Source organism: Bradyrhizobium barranii subsp. barranii, from assembly GCF_017565645.3.
Classification (GTDB): Bacteria; Pseudomonadota; Alphaproteobacteria; order Rhizobiales; family Xanthobacteraceae; genus Bradyrhizobium; species Bradyrhizobium barranii.
The window spans coordinates 2952837-2975583 of sequence record NZ_CP086136.1 but is presented as its reverse complement, the minus strand read 5'-3'; the positions used below and the strand labels follow the sequence as shown (position 1 = coordinate 2975583).

20 protein-coding genes and 1 pseudogene are annotated in these 22747 nt (G+C 64.9%); 7 read left to right on the top strand and 14 right to left on the bottom strand.

Going from position 1 to position 22747, the window contains the following annotated elements; translation table 11 throughout:
• Positions 1-5: 5 nt before the first annotated feature.
• Positions 6-6303, top strand: a pseudogene (locus J4G43_RS14310) (HAMP domain-containing protein).
• Positions 6304-6317: 14 nt separating this feature from the next.
• A complete protein-coding gene (locus J4G43_RS14305) occupies positions 6318-7814 on the top strand; it encodes an HWE histidine kinase domain-containing protein (protein WP_208085175.1) in 1497 nt (498 codons plus the stop codon).
• A gap of 87 nt (positions 7815-7901) precedes the next feature.
• Here the strand turns inward: J4G43_RS14305 and J4G43_RS14300 are convergent, their stop codons facing one another.
• Positions 7902-8207 (bottom strand): hypothetical protein, encoded by a 306-nt coding sequence (locus J4G43_RS14300; protein ID WP_225004887.1) that lies wholly within the window; start codon positions 8205-8207, stop codon positions 7902-7904.
• Positions 8208-8263: 56 nt separating this feature from the next.
• Here J4G43_RS14300 and J4G43_RS14295 point away from each other — a divergent pair, with 56 nt between their 5' ends.
• A complete protein-coding gene (locus J4G43_RS14295) occupies positions 8264-8521 on the top strand; it encodes a hypothetical protein (protein WP_208085174.1) in 258 nt (85 codons plus the stop codon).
• 96 nt (positions 8522-8617) lie between these two features.
• On the top strand, positions 8618-8863 hold the full coding sequence (locus J4G43_RS14290) for a hypothetical protein (protein ID WP_028148238.1): 246 nt from the start codon (positions 8618-8620) through the stop codon (positions 8861-8863).
• Between the two features lie 99 nt (positions 8864-8962).
• On the opposite strand, the gene J4G43_RS14285 is transcribed toward J4G43_RS14290, so the two are convergent.
• Together J4G43_RS14285 and J4G43_RS14280 are read right to left on the bottom strand one after the other, a co-directional pair.
• Positions 8963-9148 (bottom strand): hypothetical protein, encoded by a 186-nt coding sequence (locus tag J4G43_RS14285; RefSeq protein WP_208085173.1) that lies wholly within the window; start codon positions 9146-9148, stop codon positions 8963-8965.
• Between the two features lie 18 nt (positions 9149-9166).
• Complete coding sequence (locus J4G43_RS14280) at positions 9167-9388, bottom strand: hypothetical protein (protein WP_208089317.1); 222 nt, start codon at positions 9386-9388, stop codon at positions 9167-9169.
• A gap of 115 nt (positions 9389-9503) precedes the next feature.
• On the opposite strand from J4G43_RS14280, the gene J4G43_RS14275 reads away from it, so the two are divergent.
• Entirely contained in the window at positions 9504-9698 is a 195-nt protein-coding gene (locus tag J4G43_RS14275; RefSeq protein ID WP_028148240.1) for a DUF3072 domain-containing protein, read from the top strand.
• Between the two features lie 71 nt (positions 9699-9769).
• On the top strand, positions 9770-10069 hold the full coding sequence (locus J4G43_RS14270) for a DUF6496 domain-containing protein (protein ID WP_208085172.1): 300 nt from the start codon (positions 9770-9772) through the stop codon (positions 10067-10069).
• A 12-nt stretch (positions 10070-10081) separates the two neighbouring features.
• Here J4G43_RS14270 and J4G43_RS14265 read toward each other — a convergent pair whose 3' ends face one another.
• A complete protein-coding gene (locus J4G43_RS14265; RefSeq protein ID WP_028148242.1) occupies positions 10082-10444 on the bottom strand; it encodes a hypothetical protein in 363 nt (120 codons plus the stop codon).
• 271 nt (positions 10445-10715) lie between these two features.
• Positions 10716-12251, bottom strand: a complete 1536-nt coding sequence (locus tag J4G43_RS14260) for a Do family serine endopeptidase (protein ID WP_166087358.1) — start codon at positions 12249-12251, stop codon at positions 10716-10718.
• 194 nt (positions 12252-12445) lie between these two features.
• On the opposite strand from J4G43_RS14260, the gene J4G43_RS14255 reads away from it, so the two are divergent.
• On the top strand, positions 12446-13282 hold the full coding sequence (locus J4G43_RS14255) for a universal stress protein (RefSeq protein ID WP_063984958.1): 837 nt from the start codon (positions 12446-12448) through the stop codon (positions 13280-13282).
• Between the two features lie 31 nt (positions 13283-13313).
• Here the strand turns inward: J4G43_RS14255 and J4G43_RS14250 are convergent, their stop codons facing one another.
• The 9 genes from J4G43_RS14250 to J4G43_RS14210 form a co-directional block, all read right to left on the bottom strand.
• Positions 13314-13526 carry a hypothetical protein gene (locus J4G43_RS14250; RefSeq protein WP_028148245.1) on the bottom strand — a complete coding sequence of 71 codons (213 nt, stop codon included), beginning with the start codon at positions 13524-13526 and terminating at the stop codon, positions 13314-13316.
• 392 nt (positions 13527-13918) lie between these two features.
• On the bottom strand, positions 13919-14656 hold the full coding sequence (gene rpe / locus J4G43_RS14245) for a ribulose-phosphate 3-epimerase (RefSeq protein ID WP_208085171.1): 738 nt from the start codon (positions 14654-14656) through the stop codon (positions 13919-13921).
• Positions 14653-15588: a CbbX protein gene (gene cbbX / locus J4G43_RS14240; RefSeq protein WP_208085170.1), complete on the bottom strand. Its 936-nt coding sequence runs from the start codon at positions 15586-15588 to the stop codon at positions 14653-14655. The genes rpe and cbbX overlap by 4 nt, the downstream gene beginning before the upstream one ends.
• A gap of 97 nt (positions 15589-15685) precedes the next feature.
• Positions 15686-16093 (bottom strand): ribulose bisphosphate carboxylase small subunit, encoded by a 408-nt coding sequence (locus J4G43_RS14235; protein ID WP_208085169.1) that lies wholly within the window; start codon positions 16091-16093, stop codon positions 15686-15688.
• An 11-nt stretch (positions 16094-16104) separates the two neighbouring features.
• Entirely contained in the window at positions 16105-17565 is a 1461-nt protein-coding gene (locus J4G43_RS14230; RefSeq protein ID WP_063984962.1) for a form I ribulose bisphosphate carboxylase large subunit, read from the bottom strand.
• Between the two features lie 31 nt (positions 17566-17596).
• Positions 17597-18682 carry a class II fructose-bisphosphate aldolase gene (gene fba / locus J4G43_RS14225; RefSeq protein WP_208085168.1) on the bottom strand — a complete coding sequence of 362 codons (1086 nt, stop codon included), beginning with the start codon at positions 18680-18682 and terminating at the stop codon, positions 17597-17599.
• Between the two features lie 14 nt (positions 18683-18696).
• Positions 18697-20718 (bottom strand): transketolase, encoded by a 2022-nt coding sequence (gene tkt, locus J4G43_RS14220; protein ID WP_208085167.1) that lies wholly within the window; start codon positions 20716-20718, stop codon positions 18697-18699.
• A 16-nt stretch (positions 20719-20734) separates the two neighbouring features.
• Positions 20735-21610 (bottom strand): phosphoribulokinase, encoded by an 876-nt coding sequence (locus tag J4G43_RS14215; RefSeq protein WP_208085166.1) that lies wholly within the window; start codon positions 21608-21610, stop codon positions 20735-20737.
• A 12-nt stretch (positions 21611-21622) separates the two neighbouring features.
• On the bottom strand, positions 21623-22660 hold the full coding sequence (locus tag J4G43_RS14210; protein ID WP_208085165.1) for a class 1 fructose-bisphosphatase: 1038 nt from the start codon (positions 22658-22660) through the stop codon (positions 21623-21625).
• Positions 22661-22747 lie beyond the last annotated feature (87 nt).

Sequence of the window (22747 nt, the reverse complement as noted above, 5' to 3'; positions counted from 1 at the left end):
TCAGTATGAGCGACCTCGATCCCGGAACTGCATCACGCTCCGGTCGTCGCGTTCCAAAGCCAAAAACCAACGGTATGTCGGACCCGGATTCGCGGCCGGAATTGCTGCTTGCCTTGCAGGCCATGCGCAGCGGTGATTTTTCGGTGCGGATGAGCGGGGACTATCTCGGCATCGACGGCAAGATCGCCGACACTTTTAATGAAATCATCGCCGCCAACCAGCGCATGGCGCAGCAGCTCGAGCTGGTCGGTCAGGTCGTAGGGCGCGAGGGCAAGACCCGCCAGCGCGTGAAGTTCGGCCTCGCCAGCGGCTCCTGGGCCGACATGGAAGGCTCCGTCAACACGCTGATCGACGACCTCCTGTGGCCGACGCGCGAGGTGACGCGCGCGGTCGCGGCGGTGGCGCAAGGCGACCTGCTCCAGACCGTCAAGCTGGACGTCGACGGCCGCCCGCTGCGCGGCGAATTCCTGCAGTCGGCGACCATCGTCAACACCATGATCAAGCAGCTCGGCGTGTTCACCTCCGAGGTGACGCGCGTCGCGCGCGAGGTCGGCACCGAAGGCAAGCTCGGCGGCCAGGCCCAGGTGCCGGAAGTGACCGGCGTCTGGAAGGATCTGACCGAGAGCGTCAACTCGATGGCGAACAACCTGACCAACCAGGTTCGCAACATCGCCGAGGTCACGATCGCGGTCGCCAACGGCGACTTGTCCAAGAAGATCACCGTCGACGTCCGCGGCGAGATTCTTCAGCTCAAGGAAGCCATCAACACGATGGTGGACCAGCTGCGCTCCTTCGCCTCCGAAGTGACGCGCGTGGCGCGCGAGGTCGGCACCGACGGCAAGCTCGGCGGCCAGGCGATCGTGCCCGGCGTCGCCGGCACCTGGAAGGACCTGACCGACTCGGTGAACGCGATGTGCGGCAACCTCACCGCCCAGGTCCGCAACATCGCCAACGTGACCACCGCCGTGGCGCGCGGAGACCTGTCGCGCAAGATCACGGTGGACGTGCGCGGCGAGATCCTGGAGCTGAAGGACACCATCAACACCATGGTGGACCAGCTCAACTCCTTCGCCTCGGAAGTGACCCGCGTCGCGCGCGAGGTCGGCACCGAAGGCAAGCTCGGCGGCCAGGCCCAGGTGCCAGGTGTGGCCGGCACCTGGAAGGACCTCACCGACAACGTCAACTTCATGGCCTCGAACCTGACCGCGCAGGTCCGCAACATCGCCGACGTCGCAACCGCGATCGCCGGCGGCGACCTGTCGAAGAAGATCACGGTGAACGTCTCGGGCGAGATCCTTCAGCTGAAGGAAACGCTCAACACCTGCGTGGACCAGCTCAATGCCTTCGCCGGCGAAGTCACGCGCGTCGCGCGCGAGGTCGGCACCGAGGGACGGCTCGGCGGCCAGGCCAACGTGCTCGGCGTCGCCGGCACCTGGAAGGACCTGACGGAAAGCGTCAACTCGATGGCGTCGAACCTGACCGCGCAGGTCCGTAATATCGCGGAGGTGACGACGGCGGTCGCCGGCGGTGACTTGTCGAAGAAGATCACCGTGGACACGCGCGGCGAAATTCTGGAGCTGAAGGACACCATCAACACCATGGTGGACCAGCTCAACGCCTTCGCCGGCGAGGTCACGCGCGTCGCGCGCGAGGTCGGCACCGAAGGCAAGCTCGGCGGTCAGGCCGTCGTGCGCGGCGTCGGCGGCACCTGGAAAGACCTGACCGATTCCGTCAACTCGATGGCCTCGAACCTCACAGGCCAGGTCCGTAATATCGCCGAAGTCGCAACCGCGGTCGCCAAGGGCGACCTGTCCAAGAAGATCACCGTGAATGTGTCGGGCGAAATCCTTCAGCTGAAGGAAACGCTCAACACCATGGTGGACCAGCTCAACGCCTTCGCCGGCGAAGTCACCCGCGTGGCGCGCGAGGTCGGCACCGACGGCAAGCTCGGCGGCCAGGCCGACGTGCCTGGCGTCGCCGGCACCTGGAAGGACTTGACCGACTCCGTGAACTCGATGGCGGGCAATCTCACCGCGCAGGTTCGTAACATCGCCGAGGTCGCGACCGCCATCGCCGGCGGCGACTTGTCACGCAAGATCACGGTGGACGTGCGCGGCGAGATCCTTCAGCTCAAGGACACGCTGAACACGATGGTCGACCAGCTCAACCGCTTCGCGGGCGAGGTGACGCGCGTGGCGCGCGAGGTCGGCACCGAAGGCCGCCTCGGCGGCCAGGCCAACGTGCCCGGCGTCGCCGGCACCTGGAAGGATTTGACCGACAGCGTGAACTCGATGGCGGGCAACCTCACCGCCCAGGTCCGAAACATCGCCGAAGTGACCACCGCCGTGGCGCGCGGCGACTTGTCCCGCAAGATCACCGTGGACGTGAAGGGCGAAATCCTCGAGCTGAAGAACACCATCAACACCATGGTCGATCAGCTCAACGCCTTCGCCGGCGAAGTCACGCGCGTGGCCCGCGAGGTCGGCACCGAGGGCAAGCTCGGCGGACAGGCCGAGGTGTCCGGCGTCGCCGGCACCTGGAAGGACCTCACCGACAACGTCAACTTCATGGCCTCGAACCTGACGGCCCAGGTCCGCAACATCGCCGAGGTCGCGACCGCGATCGCCGGCGGCGACCTGTCGAAGAAGATCACGGTGGACGTGCGCGGCGAGATCTTGCTGCTCAAGGACACCTTGAACACGATGGTGGAACAGCTCCGCTCCTTCGCCGCCGAAGTGACGCGCGTCGCGCGCGAGGTCGGCACCGAGGGCCGGCTCGGCGGTCAAGCCGTCGTGCCCGGCGTCGGCGGCACTTGGAAGGATCTCACCGACAACGTCAATTTGCTGGCCGCGAACCTCACGACGCAGGTCCGCAACATCGCCGAAGTCACGACCGCGGTCGCGCGCGGCGACTTGTCCCGCAAGATTACCGTGGACGTGAAGGGCGAGATCCTCGAGCTGAAGAACACCATCAACACCATGGTGGACCAGCTCAACGCGTTTGCCGGCGAAGTCACCCGCGTCGCCCGCGAAGTCGGCACCGAAGGCGAGCTCGGCGGCCAGGCCCAGGTGCCCGGTGTGGCCGGCACCTGGAAGGACCTCACCGACACCGTCAACTTCATGGCGGCGAACCTGACCGAGCAGGTCCGCGGCATCGTCAAGGTGGTGACCGCGGTTGCGAACGGTGATTTGAAACAAAATCTCACCGTGAAATCCAAGGGCGAGGTCGCGGCGCTCGCCGACACCATCAACAACATGACCGAGACGCTCGCGACCTTCGCCGATCAGGTGACGTCGGTGGCGCGCGAGGTCGGCGTCGAGGGACGGCTCGGCGGCCAGGCCGACGTGCCCGGCGCCGCCGGCACCTGGAAGGATCTCACCGGCAACGTCAACCTGCTCGCAGCCAACCTCACCTCGCAGGTGCGCGCGATCGCGGAAGTCGCGACCGCCGTGACCAAGGGCGACCTGACGCGGTCGATCCAGGTCGACGCCCGCGGCGAAGTCGCCGAGCTGAAAGACAACATCAACACCATGATCACGAACCTCCGTCTCACGACGGACGTGAACACCGAGCAGGACTGGCTGAAGACCAACCTCGCCAAATTCACCAACATGCTCCAGGGTCAGCGCGATCTCACCACCGTCGGCCGGCCGGCTCCTGCTGACCGAATTGTCGCCCCTGGTGAACGCCCATACTGGCGTGATCTACCAGGTCGAGAACGAGGATAGTCCGCGGCTCCTGCTGCTCGCCTCCTATGCCGGCGACGGCGTCTATCCCTATCAGCGCGTGCTCCCGCTCGGCGACGGCCTGATCGGCCAATGCGCCCTCGACAGACGGCCGCGCGTCATCGCCGACATTCCACCCGACGTGGTGCCAATCAACTCGGCGCTGTTCCGCGTCGCGCCAAAGAACCTCGTCGTGCTGCCGGTGCTGTTCGAAGGCCAGGTCAAGGCGGTGATCGAGCTCGCCTCGCTGACCTCGTTCACGACCTCGCAGATGACATTCCTCGAGCAGCTTACCGACTCCATCGGCATCGTGCTCAACTCGATCGAGGCGACGATGCAGACCGAAGGCCTGCTCAAGCAGTCGCAGCAGCTTGCCGGCGAGCTTCAGACCCAGCAGCGCGAATTGCAGCAGACCAACGACCAGCTCGAGCAGAAGGCGCAGCAGCTCGCCGAGCGCAACGTCGAGGTCGAGCGCAAGAACCAGGAAATCGAGCAGGCCCGCCGCGCACTGGAGGAAAAGGCGACCGAGCTCGCGCTAACCTCGAAGTACAAGTCCGAATTCCTCGCCAATATGAGCCACGAGCTGCGCACGCCGCTGAACTCGATCCTGATCCTGGGACAGCAGCTCACCGACAATCCGGATGGCAACCTCTCGGCCAAGCAGGTGGAGTTCGCCCGCACCATCCATGGCGCCGGCACCGACCTGCTCAACCTCATCAGCGACATCCTGGATCTCTCCAAGATCGAATCCGGCACGGTGACGGTCGACGCCGAGGAGATTCTGACTGCGAACCTGCTCGAGACCGTCGGGCGGCCGTTCCGGCACGAGGCGGAAAACCGCAACCTGTCGTTCAAGATCGACGTCGACCCGAACCTTGCCCGCAGCATCGTCACCGACTCCAAGCGCCTGCAGCAGGTCCTCAAGAACCTGCTTTCCAACGCCTTCAAGTTCACCGCCGAGGGCGAGGTGCGCCTGAAGGTCGTCGCCGCGGTCGGCGGCTGGGGTACGGATCACCCGGTGCTGAACTCTGCGCCGGCGGTGATCGCATTCGAAGTGACGGACACCGGCATCGGCATTCCCCTGGAGAAGCAGAAGCTGATCTTCGAGGCGTTCCAGCAGGCGGACGCCGGCACCAGCCGCAAATACGGCGGCACCGGTCTCGGACTTGCGATCAGCCGCGAGCTCGCGAGCCTGCTCGGCGGCGAGATCCATCTGCGCAGCGCGCCCGGCAAGGGCTCGTCCTTCACGCTCTATCTGCCGCTGAAATATTCCGGCCCGACGCTCGCGCCGCGTGCGCCCGCGCCGCAGCAGTACAGTCAGCCGCCGGCGTTGCAAGCGGCTGCACCCGAGCAGCAGCGCGTCATCGAGCAGATTGCCGACGACAGGCTCAATCTCGAGCCCGGTGACACCATCCTGCTCATCGTCGAGGACGATCCGCATTATGCCCGCGTGCTGGTCGATCTCGCCCGCGACAAGGGCTTCAAGGTTCTGGTCGCCGCGCGCGGCGCGGAGGCGCTGGAGCTTGCGAAGCAGTACCAGCCGCGGGCCGTTTCGCTCGACGTGTTCCTGCCTGATATGCTGGGCTGGACGGTGCTGAGCCAGCTCAAGCACAATCCGCTGACCCGCCACATCCCCGTGCAGATCATCACGCTCGACGAGGACCGGCAGCATGCGCTGGCCCGCGGCGCCTTCTCCTTCGTCAACAAGCCGACCACGACCGAGGGCGTCTCAGCCGCGCTGACGCAGATCAAGGAATACGCGCGGCCGCGGCGCAAGCGGCTCCTGATCGTCGAGGACAACGAGGCCGAGCAGCTCTCGATCCGCGAGCTGCTGCATCACGACGACATCGAGATCGTGACGACGGATACCGGCGCCGGCGCGCTCTCGACGCTGCGCGAGGCGCCCTGCGATTGCGTGGTGCTCGACCTGCGGCTGCCCGACATGAGCGGCTTCGAGGTGCTGGACCAGATCCGCAACGACGAGGCGCTGTCGAACGTTCCGGTGGTGGTCTTCACCGGCCGCGAGCTCTCGGCGGAGGAGGATGCGGAACTCCACACCATGGCGCGCAGCATCGTGGTCAAGGGCGTGGAATCGCCGGAGCGCCTGCTCGACGAGACCGCCTTGTTCCTGCATCGCGTGATCACGGAACTGCCGGTCGAGAAGCAGCGCATGCTGGAGAAGCTGAACAGTTCCGACGAAGACCTGATCGGCAAGACCGCCCTGCTCGTCGACGACGACGCCCGCAACATCTTCGCGCTGTCGAGCGTCTTGGAACGGCGGGGCATGAAGGTGCTGACGGCCACGACCGGCCGCGAGGCGGTGACGCTGGTCGAATCCAATCCGGAGATCGCCATCGTGCTGATGGACATCATGATGCCGCAGATGGATGGCTATCAGACCATCGGCGTCATTCGCGAAAATCCGGCCTTCGCCCGCCTTCCGATCATCGCGCTGACAGCCAAGGCGATGAAGGGCGACCGTGAGAAATGCCTGGAAGCAGGCGCGTCCGACTACCTCGCCAAACCCGTCAACACCGATCAATTGCTGCTTGCAATCCGCATGTGGCTGCACCGCTGAGTTTGGATCCGCGAATGGACCACGAAAAGGTCAACATCCTCCTCGTCGACGACCAGCCGGCCAAGCTGCTCGCCTACGAGGTGATCCTGAAGGAACTCGGCGAGAACCTCGTGATCGCATCATCGGGCCGCGAGGCGCTGGAGGTGCTGCTCAAGACCGAGATCGCGGTGATCCTGGTCGACGTCTGCATGCCCGAGCTCGACGGATTCGAGCTGGCCGCGATGATCCGGGAGCATCCGCGCTTCCAGAAGACCGCGATGATCTTCATCTCCGCGATCCAGGTGAGCGACATCGACCGGTTGCGCGGCTACGAGATGGGCGCGGTCGATTACGTGCCGGTGCCTGTGGTGCCGGAGGTGCTGCGCGCCAAGATCAAGGTGTTTGCCGAACTCTACCGCAAGACGCGCGAGCTCGAACGGCTGAACCGGGAGCTCGAGGACCGCGTTCGCGCGCGCACGGCCGAGCTGGAGAATTCCACCGCAAAGCTGCGCGAGAGCGAAGAGCGGCGCAGCATGGCGATCGCCGCCGGCAAGATGGGATCGTGGGACTGGGACTGGGTCAACGGCGACTGGATGTGGGACGAAGGCCAGTACCGCATCTTCGGCGTGACGCCGGAGACCTTCAATGTCACCTCAGCCAACATCCAGGCGCTGCTGCACCCTGATGACGTCGACCAGTTCGGCCAGGCGATTGCCGCGTTCAATACCGGCGCGCACGCCTATGAAGGAGAGTTTCGCGTCAGCCGGCCCGATGGCGATGTGCGCTGGTGCGTCGGCACCGCGGCCGCGACGGTGGACCAGGGCGGCCGCGTGGTGCGCGTGAGCGGCGTCACCGTGGACATCACCGAACGCAAACGCGCGGAAGAGAGACAAAACCTGCTGGCCCGCGAGGTGGATCATCGCGCCAAGAACGCGCTGGCGCTGGCGCAATCGATCGTGCGCCTCACCCGCGCCGACGAGGTCAAGGCTTACGTCAACGCCGTCGAGGGGCGCATCAACGCGCTGGCGCGCGTGCACACGATCCTGTCGCTGTCGAGCTGGCAGGGCGCCGAACTCTCGAGGCTGATCGACGAGGAGCTCGCGCCCTACTCGCTCGGCGGCCAGATCAAGCTGGCCGGTCCGGAAGTTCAGCTGGCGCCGGCGACAGCGCAGACGCTGGCGCTGGCGCTGGCGCTGCACGAGCTCTTCACCAACTCGGCGAAATATGGCGCGCTCTCGACGCGGTCGGGGCGGCTTGCGATCGGCTGGCAGGTCGAGGACGACCACCTCACACTGACGTGGGACGAAACCGGCGGTCCGCTGGTGAGGACGCCGAAATCCCGTGGCTTCGGCACGCGGAGCCTGCTTGCCAGTGTGGAATCGCAACTCGGCGGACAGGCGGAATTCAACTGGCGTGCCGAAGGCCTGTTGTGCCGCCTTGAGGTGCCGCTGACGCGGAAGACCGTAGCGCCGGCGGCCGCGAGCAAGTTCGACGCGGCGACGTCCGAACCCCTTCAGCGGGCCTCAGGCTAAGCATTTGCGAGCGACGTGGGCTCCGGTTCGCGCGTAAAGACAAGAATCTGGAGCTTCGGCCCTGATTCACTCAGAACCGATCATGGTCTAGCGCGTCGCGGCGACCCTCATGCGCTGCATCGCCTGCGGTTCGTCAGCGACACGTCCTTCCAGCCAGGCTTCCGTTTGCGAAAGCTCGCGCAGCGCCCGCGCGTAACGGCGGGCTGCGCTCCGCTCGGCGCCGCGCGGCAGCTTGCGCGCCTTGCGCAGCATGTCCGCAGCCGCGTTGCGATAGGCCAGCGAGCGATAGAGAAAGACGACCTTACCCATATCGAATGTTCCCGTGTTGATGGCATTCATCCTGGCAAGACCGCCATGAACGTCGGATGAAGCGGCGAATGACAAAATCGTCATGACAATGGAACCCACAATCGTCGCGCGCGTTTTATGCCACACCGCGAGGCGGTTCCATGCGCGGGAAAAAGTCGCCGAGCCTCATCTCTCCGACCGGCGTCATCAAGCTGATGACGCATGCGATGATGGGCGCAGCCCTCGGCCTTCTCTTCGGTCTCGCCCTCGTCCTTTTCAATCCGGCGGTCGCAAATTTGCTGAACCACGGCGGACATTCGGCCGCCATGGTCTTCATCATCACACTGGTGACGACGTTCGCGATCGGCGCGACGCTCACGGGCCTCGTGTTCATGCTCGCCGAGGACAAGGAATTTTGAAGCGCGCGTGACGCGCACCGGGCGCTTTCGTTCGGAACTCCTGCGGCAAATGACGGTTGGCTGCCTGCGTCAATTCAACTCAGGGAGTTCCCGCGCATGAAAACCACCAAGCTCGCTCTCACCGTGATGCTGGCAACCGGCCTCGCCGCCGCTCCGTTCGCCGCGCAGGCCAAGTCGCACAAGGCCAAGCAAGGATCCTCGATGTCGTCGTCGCAGACCACGGGTGCCAACACCAAGTCCTCCAAGGGCGCTGATCCCTCCGGTCAAGGTGGTTCTGGCCCCGGCTCCGACCAAGGCGGCACCATGACGAACAACAAGGGCGGCATGAGCAACACCAAGTGAGCTCCGGCCGACGATCAAAGGCTTCGCGGCGACGCGGGGCCTTTCGCTTTGGAGCTGGAGCCTTGGAGCTGGATTGGGAATCCTTCCAACGTCACATCGCTAAAGCGGCCGTCCCACCGCATTCGCCTTCACGAGATGCTCGAGCTGTGCACGTTTGCGTGCGATCAGGAGCTGCGCTGCAGCATCGTCGAGACCCTCGCGCTGCAATTGCCGGATGGCGGAGCCGAGTTCGAGAATTTCGGCGCGCAGTTTTAGAATCCGGCACGTGTCCGGGTCTTCCTCCACCGCACGCTCCCAAAATTCTCAGCGGCGCGCGATCACGCGCAGCGGATGACCGGATGTCGTTGCAGGACGAAGCCGTACCCGCTCGCGGACGTCAGGCAGGACATCGCCGCCACCGGCCGCCTTCCATTCGCCGATCAGCAGGTTGATTTTCCGGCGCAGATCCATCTGCGCCAGGGCCTTTTCTGTGCAGTCGCGGTCGCGATCGACTAGGTCGCGCACAGCCACCTCGATGTCGGCCATTTCGAGCCTCAAGGCGCTGATTTTGCGTCGAATTTCATTAATTCTGTTGTCCATGGCTTGTTAGAACAAAATAAGAACATATAGTCAAGTCACGATTTGAGAACGGAGAGGCCAGATGCAGGTTCAGGGTAAATACGACGCCAGGGTTTTCCTCACTGAGCAGATGACGCGAGCGCAGGGGCTGAGGCTGAAGCGTCTGAGCGAGGAGGCCTATCAGCCCACTCAATACGATCGGGCTCTGTCCTCGACTGAGGCTGCGCGCCGCATTCGAGCGCTGGAAGACGAGATCGAGTTGGCGAACTCCTTCTGAGGGGCCCCGCCGCGCATTTGGAACGTTGGGTCAGTGATGCGGTTCTTTCCCCGGGCCAAGGGAGAGAGTTGATGGCACGCAAGGCAAAGAAACGCCGCTACTCGCGCAGCGCCGGCGGTGATGTCGAGCGCGAGATGCGCCGCTATAAGAAGGGCACCGCGAAAAGCGGCCCCGGCGGTCGTGGCGGACGCGTGAAGAGTCGCAAGCAGGCGATCGCAATCGGCCTATCGGAAGCGCGCGCGAAGGGCAAGAAAGTCCCGAAGAAGGCGTCGAAGCGGAAAACGTCCAAGAAGAAGACAGCCAAGAAGACGGCCAGGAAGACGACCAAGACAACGAAGAAGACCTCGAAGCACAAATCCAGCAAGCGGTAACGCCCACCCGCGTCAGATCATGCTGCCCGGCATGAAGCAGCGGATCGAAATCCCGAACGCAGTCTTCACCGGCCACACCATGGTGTGGCCAGCCCGGTTTGGCTCGGTGATGACGGCCTCATCAGGCACGTCCACCCACTGCCCGTCGAGCCGCACGCGATAGTGCCCATCGTGCGATTCCCAATCGGGGTCGGATACAGCAAAGCCATCTGCATCCGAGCAGCAGGGCCCGAGATGGCTGCGCAAACTGTCGAACCAGGGCTTTAGCGGCGAGTTGGCGTAGCGGCCATCGTCGCGCCCCAGGGCGCTTCCGGTCGTCAGGACAAGCGGCGCCACGAGCAGCGCACACCTCAGCGAGAGCTTCAATCGATCCATGTCGGCACCGATCAAATGCGAACCTCCGGTTCCACAAGAGGGCCGGGCGTTCGAAGTTCCACTCCTGCAATTCGCCTGGGCGTCTTCATTGACGCCAAAGCCCAACACGTGATTCCGAACTGTGACGAGCGAACGCGGCTTTTTCGGACGAACCCGTCATCAACGCTGCCGTTAACGAGAATGTTATCGGCACCTGTGGGAATCTTCCAGACGCGCACGAAAAAGGCGGCCCGCAGGCCGCCTTTTGAGTCTACCGCCGGAAGCGCGAGGCTTAGGCCAGCGGCACCGCGACGAACCGCGTCGCTTCCTGGCTCTTCACCTGCAACAGCACGCTGTTCTTGCCGGATGATTTGGCCTGTGCCAGCTCGGAGCGGACGTCACCGACATTGGCAACGGCCTTGCCGCCGACATTGAGGATGACGTCGCCGGTCTGGATGCCGCGCTGCGCGGCGGGTCCCTGCGGATCGACCTCGGTCACGACGACGCCCTTCTGGCCCGCGCCCTGGACGTCGCCTGCCGGCGCCAGGCTGAGACCGAGGCGCGGCGTGCCGGTGTTCGGCTGCGCCTTGCCCTCGCCGGCCTTGGCCTGCCGCTCGTTCGGCAACTCGCCGAGGGCGAGTGTCACCGTCTTGCTCGCGCCTTTGTGGAAGACGTCGAGCTTCACGGAGGTGCCCGGCGCCAGGGTGGCAATGGTGCGGGCGAGATCGCGGGAGTCCTTGATCGCGGTACCGTTGACGGCGGTGATGACGTCGCCCGCCTCGATGCCGGCCTTCGCCGCAGGGCTGCCGTCCTGCGGATTGTCCACGATCGCGCCGCGCGCCTCCTTGAGGCCGAGGCTGTCGGCGATCTCTGCGCTCACCGGCTGCACCTGCACGCCGAGCCAGCCGCGGGTGACCGAGCCCTTGTCCTTCAACTGCGCGACGACCAGCTTCGCGGTCGAAGCCGGAATGTCGAAGCCGATACCGACCGAACCGCCGGAGGGCGAGAAGATCGCGGTGTTCACGCCGATCACATTGCCGTTCATGTCGAAGGCCGGACCGCCGGAATTGCCCTTGTTGATCGGCGCGTCGATCTGGATGAAGTCGTCATAGGGACCGTTGCCGATGTCGCGACCGTTGGCCGAGACGATGCCGGCGGTCACGGTGCCGCCGAGGCCGAAGGGATTGCCGACCGCGACCACCCAGTCACCGATCCGCGGCTTCTGGTCGGAGAATTTAACGAACGGGAAGTCCCTCTTGCCATCGACCTTGATCAGCGCGAGATCGGTCTTCGGATCGGTGCCGACCACCTTCGCGGTGTAGCTCGTGCCGTCATCCATGGTCACCTGCACCGACTCGGCGTGATCGACGACGTGGTTGTTGGTCACGGCATAGCCGTCGGCGGAGATGAAGAAGCCGGAACCCTCGCCCGTGATCATCTGGTGGCGCTGGCGCGGCATGCCGTTCATGCCACCCGGACCGCGGAAGCCGAACTGCCGCGAAAACTGGTCGAACGGCGAATCCTCGTCCGAATCCATCCGGTTCTGTTGCAGCATCGCGCTCTTGTCATTGTCCTGGTCGATCTTGACCCGCACCGAGATGACGGCGGGTTTGACCTTGCTGACGAGATCGCCGAAGCCCGGCGGCGTCGCGGCGGCTTCCGCCGCCTGGGCCGGCCCGATGAAGGAATTCAGACCGAACTGCGAAGAGGCGGGAGAGGCAGCGAGCACGGCCACGCCAAGCGCGGCCACGGTGCCCAGCAGCGCAAGCCGGCGCGGCTTCAAGATCTTGCGGGACGTGGTGGTGTCGGAATTGACGTGATCGTTCATGTCGAAATGTCCATGTTGGGTAAGTCGCCTTGCAACCAACATGGACATCGTCACCTTACGGCGTCCCGTCCGTCCGATTAAATCTTGGCAAAGGTACCGCGAAAATCAGGGCTGCACATTTGATGCGGCTCAACGCAGGCCCCGTGCGCCGTGATAGACTGCGGCCACTGGATGATGTCCACCGGAGGCGCGCCATGTACAAAGACATTCTCGTCCACATCCCGACCGAGCGCCCGATGAGCGCGGTGATCGACGGCTCAATCTCGCTCGCGGCGAGACTCAACGCACACGTCGACGCGGTCGCCGTCGGGTACGTCGCGAGCAGCACTGCCTATGTCCTGGATGGCGGTGCCGCCGTAGCGGCGGTGTTCGAGATGGAGCGCGAGCGCGCGGTGGAGCGTGCCGAGGCCGCGTTGGCGATATTTCGGAGCGAAGCCACGAACGCCGGCATCTCCTGCACCTGCCACCCGCTCGGCGCAATCCCGGCGGACGCAGCCGGCTCGCTCGGCGAGATGGCGCGGCTCCACGATCTCAGCATCGTGCTGCAGCCCGATCCGGCGCAAGGCTCATTCGACAATGACATGCCCGGCGAGATCCTGTTCCAGGCGGGCGGACCGGTGCTGTTCCTGCCCTACACCTTTCGTGGGTCATTCAGGGCGAACCGGATCGGCATCTGCTGGGATGGCAGCCGCCTCGCCGCCCGCGCGATGCGCGACGCCGCTCCCTTCCTGGCCCGCGCCGAGGAGATCGTGATCATCACGATCAACGAAGCCGACGCGGTTCCCGACGAAGTCTCGGCAAGCCATCTGGCAAGACACCTCGGCCGGCGCGGGTTGTCTACCCGCACGGTCAGCCTGTCGGCGGCGCGCGCCGACATCCAGCCGACTATCCTGTCGCTGGCCGCCGACGAGAGCCTCGATCTCCTGGTCATGGGCGGCTACGGCCACTCAAGGCTACAGGAACGCTTCCTCGGCGGCGTCACCCGCGCCATGCTGGAAGCCATGACGGTCCCGACGCTGATGTCGCATTGATCGAGAGATGATCCGCAACGGACCGACGCGCTCACGCCGCGGCGGGGGTCTCAAATGGCGCGGTGGCGATGGCGTCGTCCTCGGGCTGCGCATTGCACGCATCGAAATGCGCCTTCAGCGCAATCTCGGCGAGATATTCGAAATGTTCGGCTTGGCCAAGGAGTTGCCAGTTCTGGAGCGGCCGATAGGCCGCCTGCTGACGACAGAGAGACGCCAGGGCCCGGTAGCGACGTACGTTCTCCATGAGACCCTCCCTCGCATTCACTGAGCTTATTGCCCTGATTTACGTCAGGCCGATGGCGGTTATGCAAAACATTTACTGCATGCGAAGCGCCCCGCGCAAGCTGGGTTAACGTCTGGGAAACGCGCAGGCCCCCATTGGTTCCTATCGGAGGACTCCACGTGGAACTCATTGGCCAGGCGTAGTGCTGGCGCGCGACGGAGATGCCGATCAGATCAAGATACCGTTCGATCGATTCTGGCCACCCGATGAGATTGCCTTGCATTTCTGCGCAGAACTCTCGCGCGCGGAAGGCCCGCTGCGCCGTGCAGCGTGCCCTGTAGAACCCCGGACGGAATGGCACGCCATAGCACAACCAGCGCGACGCCGGCTCCGCCACGCCTGTATGCCGTATTCTACCGGGTGAGCGCGGTCTCGCCGGCCCGGATCGTCTGCGCCGAACCATGTTGCAGCTTCGGAACCCTGCCGGATTCCGCAGCAGCGCGGATGGCGGCGATGTTGCCCGCATAATCGGCGCTGCTCTTGCCGCGGAACACGGCCGATCCTGCCACGAGGGTATCGGCGCCCGCGGCAGCCACGGCGGCGGCATTGTCGCGCGTGATGCCGCCATCGACCTCGAGCCGAATCGGCCGGTCGCCGATCATGCTTCGAATGCGCCTGATCTTCTCGATCTGGGAGTCGAGGAAGGACTGGCCGCCGAAGCCGGGATTGACCGTCATCACCAGCACGAGGTCGAGACGATCAAGCACGTATTCGATCGCAGCTTCCGGTGTAGTCGGACACAGGCTGACACCAGCCTTCTTGCCGAGCGCGCGGATGGCCTGGAGCGAGCGGTCCAGATGCGGGCCGGCTTCGGCATGAACCGTGATGACGTCGGCACCTGCTTTTGCGAACGCCTCCAGATAGGGATCGGTCGGCGCGATCATCAGATGCACGTCAAAGATCTTCGCCGTCGCCGGCCGGATCGCCTTGATGACGTCGGCGCCAAAGCTGATGTTCGGCACGAAATGTCCGTCCATGACGTCACAGTGGATCCAGTCGGCGCCGGCGGCATCAATTGCCCTGATCTCCTCCCCGAGGCGCGCGAAATCGGCGGCCAGGATCGAAGGCGCGATGAGGATTTCTCCCGTCATGGCGTCGCACTCCTCTGCGCGTCCGCACCACCGCTGAAAACGCGGCTCGCAAGGACATCCGTCGGATCGATCGTCTCGAGATCGGCGACATCGAGCATCCGGTTGAGATCAGACACGAGGCGGTCGGCCTGCCGCAGGCGGATGCGGTCGACCGCATTGCGGATCGAGCGCGCATTGGAGAAGAACGGCTGGGTCCGGCGCAGTTCGATGTATTTCTCGAAGGCCTCGCGTGCCGCAGCCGAGAAGCGGTATCCTCGCTCCTTCAGCATCAGCTCGGCGATGACCAGAAGCTCGGCTTCCGCATAGTCCGGGAAGTCGATGTGATGGGCGATGCGCGAACGGAAGCCCGGGTTGGAGGCAAAGAAGCTCGTCATTCGCTCGCCATAGCCGGCGAGGATCACGACGAGGTCCTCGCGTTGGTTCTCCATCACCTGGAGCAGGATCTCGATCGCCTCCTGGCCGTAATCGCGCTCGTTGTCGGGCCGGTGGAGATAGTAGGCCTCGTCGATGAACAACACGCCGCCCATCGCCTTCTTCAAGATCTCCTTCGTCTTCGGCGCGGTATGGCCGATATACTGGCCGACGAGATCGTCGCGCGTCACCGAGATCACCTGCCCGCGCCGCACGAAACCGAGACCGTGCAGGATCTTCGCCATACGCAGCGCCACCGTGGTCTTGCCCGTGCCGGGATTACCGGTGAACGACATGTGCAGCGTCGGTGGCGACGATGCCAGTCCCGCACGCTGGCGGATGCGTTCGATCAGCAGCAGTGACGCGATCTGGCGCACGCGGTTCTTGACCGGCCGGAGGCCGATCAGCTCCTGCTCGAGCTGTTGCAGCGTGTCGGTGATCCCGGCCGCCTCGGCCTCCTTGCGGAGATCGAAACTGGTCTCGTTCGTTTCAGCGGTCGTCGCATGAGGGACATCAAGCATCGGCACCTCGAGGAAAAGAGCTTCGCCGCGGGGGAGCGGCGAAGCAGTGGTCCGCCAAGGAAACGGAGCAGGGAGTGCTCCGCGCGGAGAGGAGTGACTAGGTCGACGCGTGCGCGGCCGGCCGGCGCACGGTTGTGTAGCGGATCGCACGTCCCCCCACCTCCTGCCGCACCAGCTCGAACTCGGCTTCCTGCGGCGGGCGCTTGACGAGGAACGAGATCCGCACCGATTCCCAGCCATGGCTGGAGTCGAATCCACTGATGCGGATGTAGCGATCGCCGTAAACCCTGCGGCATTCGGCGAGCTCCATCATCACGCCGGCGGCGTCCTGGAGGTCGAACATCGGCAGGCCCCACATCTCCCAATAGGTGTTGCGGGGATGCGGATCGTCGGTGAACTCGATATTCACCGCCCAGCCATTGGCGAGGCAATATTGCACCTGCTTCGTGATCTGGTCGTCGGTCAGATCAGGCAGGAACGAGAAGCAGCCCTGGGTCAGTTTCATATCTCATCTCCTCAAACGGTTTCCAACGCGGTCGGCACGAAGTCCGGCGTGTCGGTGGATTGATAGTTGAAGCTGACGTCCTTCCAGACCTCGAGCGCAGCCTTCAGCGGCGTGCAGGTCTCTGCCGCCCTGGCCAGGATCTCCGGACCTTCATGGACATAGTCGCGCCCCTCGTTGCGGGCGAGGATCATCGCCTCCAGCGCCACGCGGTTGGCGATCGCGCCAGCCGCAATGCCCATGGGATGGCCGATGGTGCCGCCGCCGAATTGCAGCACGACGTCCTCGCCAAGGAGATCGAGCAGCTGGTGCATCTGGCCGGCATGGATGCCGCCGGAGGCGACCGGCATCATCTTGTTCAGGCTCGCCCAGGACTGGTCGAAGAACAGGCCATGCTCGAGCTTTGTCGGGTTGAAGTCTTCGCGGCAGACGTCGTAATAGCCGCGCGTGGTGTTGGGATCGCCTTCGAGCTTGCCGACCACCGTGCCGGCATGGATGTGGTCGACGCCGGCGAGCCGCATCCACTTCGCGATGACGCGGAACGACACGCCGTGACTCTTCTGCCGTGTATAGGTCGAGTGACCGGCGCGATGCAGATGCAGGATCATGTCGTTGCGCCGTGCCCATTTCGCCATGGACTGGATCGCGGTGTAGCCAATCACGAGATCGATCATGACGATGCACGACCCGAGCTCTTTCGCGAACTCTGCGCGCTCGTACATATCCTCCATCGTCCCCGCGGTGATGTTCAGGTAGGTGCCCTTCACCTCGCCGGATGCCGCCTGCGCACGATTCACGGCCTCCATGCAATAGAGGAAGCGGTCACGCCAATGCATGAAGGGCTGCGAGTTGATGTTCTCGTCGTCCTTGGTGAAGTCGAGCCCGCCCTTGAGCGCCTCGTAGACCACGCGGCCATAGTTGCGCCCGGACAAGCCGAGCTTCGGCTTCACCGTTGCGCCCAGCAACGGCCGGCCGAACTTGTCGAGCCGCTCGCGCTCGACCACGATGCCGGTCGCCGGCCCCTGGAACGTCTTCACATAGGCGACCGGGAAGCGCATGTCCTCCAGACGCAACGCCTTCAGCGGCTTGAAGCCGAACACGTTGCCGATGATCGAGGCCGACAGGTTGGCGATCGAGCCGGGCTCGAACAGGTCGAGGTCGTAGGCGATGTAGGCGAAGTACGAACCCGGCGTGCCGGGCACCGGATCGACGCGGTAGCACTTTGCGCGATACTTCTCCGCAGCGGTCAGGCGATCGGTCCACACCACCGTCCAGGTCGCGGTCGAGGATTCGCCGGCAACCGCCGCTGACGCCTCGATGGGGTCCACGCCCTCCTGCGGCGTCACGCGGAACAGCGCGATGACATCGGTGTCCTTCGGCGTGTAGTCGGGCTCCCAATAGCCCATGCGCGCGTATTCCATCGTGCCCGATCGATAGCGCTCTTTGCCCCGGACGGTTCCTGCGTGTGCATTCATGGCTCTCTCCTGCTCTTCTCTCTCTGAATGATTAGGCGGCGACCGGTTCGCGGGCGTCGATGCGCGGGTCGAGCTCGCCGGCGCGATAGCGCCGCGCCATCTCGCTCAAGGGAATGACCTTGATCTTGCTGGCGTGGCCCGCGGTGCCGAACTGCTCGAAGCGATCGCGGCAGAGCTCGCGCATCGCATCCATCGCAGGCTTGAGGAATTTGCGCGGATCGAATTCGGAGCGCGTTTGCGCGGCGACCTTGCGGAACACCGCTGTCATCGCGAGGCGACAATCGGTGTCGATGTTGACCTTTCGCACACCGCTCTTGATGCCGCGGACGATCTCCTCCACCGGCACGCCCCAGGTCTGCGGCATCTCACCGCCGAACTGATTGAACATGTCCTGGAGCGGCTGCGGCACCGAGGAGGAGCCGTGCATCACGAGATGCGTGTTCGGCAGGCGACGGTGAATCTCCTCGACCACCCGCATCGCCAGGATGTCGCCATCAGGCTTGCGGCTGAACTTGTAGGCGCCGTGGGACGTGCCCATCGCGATCGCGAGCGCATCGACCTTGGTGGCGCGGACGAAGTCTACGGCTTGGTCGGGATCGGTGAGGAGCTGGTCGTGGCTGACCTTGCCCTCGACGCCGTGGCCGTCCTCCTGCTCGCCGCCGCCATGCTCGAGCGAGCCGAGCACGCCGAGCTCGCCTTCGACGGAGGCGCCCACCCAATGCGCGAGATCGACGACGCGGCGGGTGATGTCGACATTGTAGTCGTAATCGGCAGCGGTCTTGGCGTCGGCCTTGAGCGAGCCGTCCATCATGACCGAGGTGAAGCCGTGGGCGATGGCGGAGGCGCAGGTCGCCTCGTCATTGCCGTGGTCCTGGTGCATGCAGAGCGGAATGTCCGGATAGGTCCGCTCCAGCGCGTCGATCATGTGCGAGAGCATGAGATCGCCGGCATAGCTGCGCGCGCCGCGCGAGGCCTGGATGATCACGGGCGCATCGACCTCGGCCGCGGCCTGCATGATCGCAATACCCTGCTCCATGTTGTTGATGTTGAACGCCGGCACCGCGTAGCCGTGGTTGGCGGCGTGATCGAGCAGCTGACGAAGGGTGATACGGGCCACGAAAGTTCCTCCTGTTATGGCTTGCCGGCGCGGGTGATCGTCCGCCGGGCGGCTTCGGCAACGCTTTGCGGCGTGATGCCGAATTCGCGGTAGAGCACGGGCGCCGGCGCAGAGGCGCCGAAGCCGCGCATGCCGACGAACTCGCCGTCAGTGCCGATCCAGCGATGCCAATCGCCGGCGACTGCGGCCTCGATGCCGACGCGCGGGGCGGTGCCGAGCACGCAGGCGCGGTAGTCCTCCGGCTGCTCCTCGAACAGCGCGAAGCATGGCGCGGAGACCACGGCGGCGCGGATATGTTCCGTCGCGAGCAGGCGAGCGGCTTCCAGCGCGATCGAGACTTCGGAGCCGGTCGCCATCAACGTGACGTCGCGACCGCCGTCCGGCGAGACGATGAGGTAGGCGCCGCGCGCGACACGGTTCCTGCCGCGCACGTCGCTGCGGAATGTCGGCAGCGCCTGACGCGACAGACACAGCACGGAGGGGCGATCTTCCGCCTCGAGCGCGCAGTCCCAAGCTTCCAGCGTCTCGACCGCGTCGGCGGGGCGGAACACCAGAAGATTCGGGATGACGCGCAGCGCCGCGAGATGCTCGACGGGCTGATGCGTGGGACCGTCCTCGCCAAGACCGATGGAGTCGTGGGTCATCACATGGATGACGCGCAGCCGCATCAAGGCCGCAAGACGGATCGCCGGCCGGCTGTAGTCGGAGAAGGCGAGAAAGGTGCCGCCATAGGGAATGAATCCGCCATGCAACGCGAGGCCATTCATCGCGGCGGCCATGCCGTGCTCGCGAATGCCGTAGTGGATGTAGCCGCCGGCGAACGTCCCACGCGTCACCGGAGTCTGCGCTTTGGCATGCGTGAGGTTCGAATGCGTCAGGTCCGCCGAGCCGCCGACCAGTCCGGGAATTGTCCCGGCGATACCGTCGAGCACCTGCTGCGAGGCTTGCCGCGTCGCCAGCTTCGGACGCTCGCTGGCAAAGCGCTCGCGCAATTTCGCCGAGGCCTGGGCATAGGCCTCTGGCAGGGCAACGGCCTTGCCCTCGATGAACAGCTCGCGCTGCGCGGCCGTCGCGCATTCGTAGCGGTCGAGCCAGGCAAGACGCTCGACCTGCCCGCGCTGTCCGATCATCCGCCATGCCTTGAGGATCGGGATCGGCACCACGAAGGGCTGATAGTCCCAGCCGAGCGTCCGCCGCGCCGCTGCTGTTTGCTCGGTGCCGAGCGGCGCACCATGCGCCTTCTCGGTGCCCTGACGGTCCGGCGCGCCATAGCCGATGATGGTACGGCAGGCGATCAGCGACGGTTTTGTGCTCTCACGCTCTTCGGCAATCGCCTGCGCAACCGCTTCGGGGTCATGGCCGTCGACACTGCGGACCGACCAGCCGGAGGCCGCAAAGCGCGCGAGCTGATCATCGGAAGTGGCCAGCGAGGTCGGCCCGTCGATGGAGATGCCGTTGTCGTCGAACAGCACGATCAGCCGGCCGAGCTGGAGATGACCGGCGAGCGAGATCGCCTCCTGACTGATGCCTTCCATCAGGCAGCCGTCGCCCGCGATCACATAGGTGAAGTGATCGACCAAGCCGTCGCCGTGCCGCGCATTGGCCATGCGCTCGGCGAGCGCCATGCCGACCGCGGTCGCGATCCCCTGCCCCAGCGGGCCGGTCGTGGTCTCGACACCCGGCGTGTGGCCGTATTCCGGATGGCCCGGCGTCTTCGAGCCCCACTGCCGGAACGCCTTGATGTCGTCCAGGCTGACATCGCCGCCGGTGAGATGCAGCAGCGCATAGAGCAGCATCGAACCGTGCCCCGCCGACAGCACGAAGCGGTCGCGATCCGGCCAGTTCGGGTGCGCGGAGTCGAACTTGAGGAACCGCGAGAACAGCACGGTTGCGACGTCGGCCATGCCCATCGGAAGGCCGGGATGGCCGGACTGCGAGGTCTCGATGGCGTCGACCGCGAGGAAGCGGACGGCATTGGCGAGATCGTTGTGTGTGACTGCCGTGATGTCGGCTTCGGCGTGGACGGAGATGTTCATCGGATTCTCTCCCTATTCACTTCAGATTTCGCTTGCGCTCGATCAGCTGCATGATCAGCGGCGTCAGGATCAGCTGCATCGCCAGATCGAGCTTCGCGCCTGGACACACGATGGAGTTCGCGCGGGACATCCAGCTGTGGGGAAGCATCGAGAGCAGATAGGGAAAGTCGATGCCGCGCGGATTTTTGAAGCGGATCACGACCATCGATTCGTCCGGCGTCGGGATCCAGCGCGCGATGAACGGATTGGAGGTGTCCACCGTCGGCACGCGCTGGAAGTTGATGTCGGTGTCGGTGAATTGCGGGCAGATGTAGTGGATGTAGTCCGGCATCCGCCGCAAAATAGTGTCCGTGACGGCCTCGGTCGAATAGCCGCGGGCGCTACGGTCGCGGTGCAGCTTCTGGATCCATTCGAGATTGATGACCGGCACGACGCCGATCTTGAGATCGGCGTAGCGCGCGACATTGACCTTGTCGGTGACGACGGCGCCATGCAGGCCCTCGTAAAACAAAAGGTCCGAGTTTTCCGGCAGCCGCTCCCATTCGGTGAAGGTCCCGGGAGCCGCACCGTGCAATGCGGACTCCTCGGCATCATGGACATAGTGCCGCGTCGTCGCGGTACCGGTCTCGCCATAGTCGCGGAAGGCACGCTCCAGCTCCTCGAACAGGTTGGTCTCGGGGCTGAAATGGCTGAAATGCTTGTTGCCGCGTTCGGCCTCCTTCGCCATCTGCGTGCGCATCTCGGCACGATCATAGCGATGGAAGGCGTCGCCCTCGATGTAGACGGCGTTGACCTTCTCGCGGAAGAAGATCTGCTCGAACGTCTTCTTGACCGACGTGGTGCCGGCGCCGGAGGAGCCGGTGATGGAGATGATCGGATGCTTCCTGGACATGGGTCGCCTCGCTCATAGCCGGAAGAAGCCGCGCTGCGCGAACAGCGGTGCGGAGATGCTGGCGACCAGCAGCGGATCGCAGTGCAGTTCCTCGACGCGCTGCACCTCGTTGCTCGAGCCCATGATCAGCGGCACGCGCTGGTGCAGGCTCTGCGCCGATAGCTCGAGGATGCGCTCGCGCCCGGTCGTGGCGGAGCCGCCGGCCTGTTCGATGATCATGGCCATCGGGTGCGCCTCGTAGGTGAGGCGCAGGCGGCCGTCGCCATAGCCGGGGCGCGCGTCCGAGGGATAGAGGAACACGCCGCCGCGGGTGAGTATTCGGTAGGCCTCCGCAACCAGCGAACCGATCCAGCGCATGTTGAAATTGTGGTTGGCGGGCCCTTCGACGCCGGCAAGACATTCGTCGACGAAGGCGCGGACCGGCGTATCCCAGTGGCGGCGGTTCGACGCATTGATCGCGAATTCTTCGCACGTCTCGGAGATATGCACGGCGCTGCGCGCGAGGCGGAAGCAGCCCGCCCTGCGGTCGAGCGTGAAGATGTCGACGCCGTCGCCGAGCGTGAGCACCAGTGAGGTCTGCGGCCCATAGGTGACGAACCCCGCGGCAAGCTGCGCCGAGCCGCGCTGATGGAAGGCGAGAGTGGGGTCATCCGGGGCAGGCAGGATCGAGAAGATCGTGCCGACGGTCATGTTGATGTCGATGTTGGAGGAGCCGTCGAGCGGATCGATCGCGACGCAGATTTTTGCCTCGCGGTCGCCGATTTGCGGCTCGCGCATCTCCTCCGACGCGAGCGCCGCGATTGGCAGCCTGCTGAGACAGCGGCGCAGGATCGCATCGGCCTGGAGGTCGAGGTCGCGCTGGAGATCGCCGTCGCTGTTGCGGCCGGTGGTCAGGCCCGATGCGTCCGCAAAATCGCCGGTGGCGATGAGGTCGGCGATCTCGATCGCTGCCACCGCGATGGCGTCGACTGCGGCTGCCACGGCCAGCGCATGCGGCGCCGTCTCGGAATACCGTTGAAGGTGGTCGTCCAACCTGAGTTGCCCGGTCATCTGCGTCCATCCCCTTGCGGGCGCCGCATCCAGTTCCCTCCCCGCTGGAGGTCGGTGCGGTCGGTCCCAACAAGAGGAGATTGACAG